Consider the following 3,514-nt stretch of genomic DNA (forward strand, 5'->3'; position numbering starts at 1 on the left):
GTTACCCCGCGCTCGCCGGGCCCGCCGCCGGGCGCAGGAGTGCCCGTATCGGCTGCCAGAGCTGTTCGCGGCACTCAGGTGTGGTGCGCCACAGCAGACCGTCCGGGTGGTGCAGCACCGCGGTGATCTCGTCCGGTGTCGGCGGCGCCGCGTTGCCGCGCAGATACACCGCGCGCAGCCCCAGATTCCGCAGCCTGGTCAGGGCGCGGGCGCGGTTGGCCGCGTGCACGAGGACGCGCACCGTACCGCCCTCGGACGCCGGGCTGGGCAGGGTCAGTGCCACCACCACCGTGCCGTTCGGGAGCTTGCTGAAGCCTCCGGCTGCCATGTCCGTCATCTCCCCCGTGGTCCCTGACGTGGGCCCCTGTGGCGCCCAGTAAGAAACTGTGTCAATAAGAGAACTGTAGGACGCACCTAAACACGATCGGCCGCCGCCCGCTAGAGGGCGACGGCCGATCATGCTTTGACCTGCGGTTACTTCCGGTTACTTGTCGGAAGGAGCAACCTTGACCCGGATCGTCTGGCCTTCCGGCGACTCGCTGACGACGCTGATCTTGGTGTTGGTGTCAGAAACCTTGACGCTGGCGAGCGGGTTGTCCGCGTACCAGTACGTGCCCTTGCGGTCGTCGAAGACGGTGGCCGCGGGCAGCGAGGGAACCTGGACCGGAACGTTCGCCTTGTGCAGCGTCAGAGCGGACGTACGGGCCAGACCGAAGGTCGAGTCGTACGCCTGGATGCGGCTGCGCATCAGCGTGCCGTCCGCCCACCGCAGCGGAGTGGCGTGCGCGTCGATGGGCAGGATCAGACCCTCACCCGGATGCGTGCTGGTGTTGTTGTCCTTCTGCGAGGTGTCCCACAGCCAGATGAGCAGACCGTTCTGGTACGCGTAGTGCTCGACCTTGTTGTCGTTCGGCGCGTTGAAGCCGAAGTTGTACGGGCCGACCTTGAGGGTGCGGTCGTACGAGACGTACTGACGGTTCTCGGCGATGTAGAACTGCTCGTACTCCTGCGTGAAGCCCTCACCGATGCGCGAGAAGCCGACCGCGGTCCAGCCCGCGTCGTCGCCCTCGGCGTTGTCGGAGAAGACCGTCGCGCCGTCCGCGGTCAGGGTGATCTCGTCCGCGGTGAAGCCCTTCGGGGCCACTCCGCCGTCCGTCTGGTAGCGGAAGCGCAGGTCGAACTTCTGGCCCGCGTAGGCGTCCAGCGGGTAGACGAGGTGCTTGTTCGTGCCCGAGACACCGGTCAGCGACGGCTTGTCGGCCGCGTCACGGGGAAGAGGCTGGCCGTCGGCCGTGCCGTCGAGCACCGTCCAGTTGGCGCCGCCGTCGGTCGAGACCTCGGTGTACAGGTAGTCGTACTCGGCCTCGATGTCCCACCAGCCCTGGAGCTCCAGCGAAGCCGAGGACTTGCCGGTCAGGTCGACCGGACGGGTGAGGGTGTTCCTGAGGTCGTCACCCATGTCGCTCCACCACTGCTTGGAGCCCTCGGCGGGCTTCACGACAGTCGTGGTCTTGAGCTTCTTGGGCAGGTCGACGATGAGCGCCTGCGGGTTCTTGGTGTTGTACGCCGAGACGCCCAGCCGGTGGTCGGACTTGGTCGCGGCCTTGGCCTGCTCGTAGTCGAGCCAGCCGAGCTGGAGCTTGTCCCAGGCGGTCATGTCGCCCGGCAGGTCGCCGATCGCGTCCTTGCCGGTGCCGAGCCAGGAGCCCGACGACATCAGCGTCCAGAAGGCGGTGGAGTTGTCACCACCCGCGGTGTCGTACAGGTCGGGCAGGCCCAGGTCATGGCCGTACTCATGGGCGAAGACCCCGAGTCCGCCGTTCTCCGGCTGCATGGTGTAGTCGCCGACCCAGATGCCGGACGTACCGATCTGGGTACCACCCGACTTGTTGTTCGCCGGACCGGTGGTGCCGGCGTTGGTGCCGTACGCGTACCAGCGGTGCGCCCACAGGGCATTGGTGCCCTCGGCGCCGCCGCCGGCCGACTCGTCCTCGCCCGCGTGGACGACCTGGAAGTGGTCGATGTACCCGTCGGGCTCGTTGAAGTTGCCGTCGCCGTCGAAGTCGTAACGGTCCCACTGGTCGTACGCGGACAGCTCCGACTTGATCTGCTCGTCCGTCTTGCCCTTGGCCTTCTGGTCCGCGGTCCAGGCGGTGACGCCGTCACGCACCGCGTCCCACGCGCTGGAGCAGGTGCTGCTGCCGCAGTAGTTGGAGCCGTAACGGGCCTCGTTGTACGGGACCTTGACCCAGTCGGAGACCGTGCCGTCGACCGAGTAGCGCCCGGAGGACGTCTTCTCGTAGTAGGTCTTCAGCGAGTCCTTCGGCTGGCCGTTCGCGTCGGTGCCCGTACCGAAGTACAGGTCCTGGAAGTGGGCCTGGTTGTAGTCGGCCTGCCAGGCGGTGGAGTTGTCCACCGTGCGGTCGGGCTCGGCTATCTCGTTGTGCTGCGGGCCGGGCGTGCCGCCGTACTTCACGACGGGCGGCAGGGGGCCGGCCCCGTCCCGGTCGTACATCGTGGTGTTGTCGACCGTGTCGCCGAACTCCACGAGGATGGTGAAGATCTTGTCGGTCTTCTCGCGGCCCAGCTCGACGTACTTCTTGCCGCCGAGCTTGACGACGCTGGAGCCGCCGCGCTTCTCGACCTTGGCCTCGCCGGAGATGACCTGTTCGAGCGCGGCCTCACGCTCCTGTGACTGCTGCTTGCTGAACGGGCCTTCCAGGTCGTGTTCGACCTGTCCCTTCTGGGGCGCCGGATCACGGCGCTCGATCCCCGCGGGGCCGGATGCGGGGTTGTCCTCGGCCTGGGCCGTGGTGAAGGCCGAAGCCGTCGCGGCGGTAGCGGCCAGAGCCACGACCACCGCGGACATTCTTCTCGCCCGTCGGTTTCTGATCACTTGATGCTTTTCCTCCCCGGCGCACGCGATCCGCGGACCGGGAGTGAGGGATCCGCGCGCGTCTGCGTCATAAGTGACGACATTCGACCGGAGTTAAGGAAGAAAAGACAGACCTTGACTTGCACTGGTCAACTGCACTATACGGCGGCCCGGGTTCCGCTCTCCTGGCCGCACGGACACGGAGAAATTCGGACAACAGGCGCACAATTCAAGCCCTTTGACGGACGGTGTGACTCGATGCGCCCCCTGTGCCGCGACACCGTGCGTTAGGTCACGCTTACTACCCGTTCCTCCCGGGCATCTCCCGTCGTAGAGTCGATGGGCAGTGCGAGCCATTCGCAACTGCCGCCCCCCGCTTGCGACTACGTGCGAAATACGCGAGACACCCCCCGAACCCGATGCTCCGAGGACGGATTCCGCCATGCCGCGTCCTACTGCCGCACAGCTCGCCTATGGTTCCGCCACCGTCGTCTGTTCCACGGTCGTCATGCTGCTGGTCTCCGGTATCACCACCGGCGCCGGTGTCGTGGTGATAGGGATCGCCGCGCTCGCCCTGGGCCTGCTGGTCACGCTCACCGTGCCCGCGCCGGGCCGCGCCAGGGCGGCGGCGCGTTCGGC

Annotated in this window: 2 protein-coding genes and 1 pseudogene; 1 reads left to right on the top strand and 2 read right to left on the bottom strand. The window is 67.0% G+C overall.

Annotation, left to right across the window (positions count from 1 at the left end):
* Position 1: 1 nt before the first annotated feature.
* Positions 2-328 carry a hypothetical protein gene (locus GA0115259_RS15810; protein ID WP_093596817.1) on the bottom strand — a complete coding sequence of 109 codons (327 nt, stop codon included), beginning with the start codon at positions 326-328 and terminating at the stop codon, positions 2-4.
* A 156-nt stretch (positions 329-484) separates the two neighbouring features.
* Positions 485-2,896 (bottom strand): immune inhibitor A domain-containing protein, encoded by a 2,412-nt coding sequence (locus tag GA0115259_RS15815; RefSeq protein WP_093596814.1) that lies wholly within the window; start codon positions 2,894-2,896, stop codon positions 485-487.
* A gap of 421 nt (positions 2,897-3,317) precedes the next feature.
* On the opposite strand from GA0115259_RS15815, the pseudogene GA0115259_RS15820 reads away from it, so the two are divergent.
* Positions 3,318-3,514 (top strand): annotated as a pseudogene (locus GA0115259_RS15820) (hypothetical protein); the annotation flags it as partial.

Origin of the sequence: Streptomyces sp. MnatMP-M17, from assembly GCF_900091995.1 — a bacterium.
Taxonomy (GTDB): domain Bacteria; phylum Actinomycetota; class Actinomycetes; order Streptomycetales; family Streptomycetaceae; genus Streptomyces.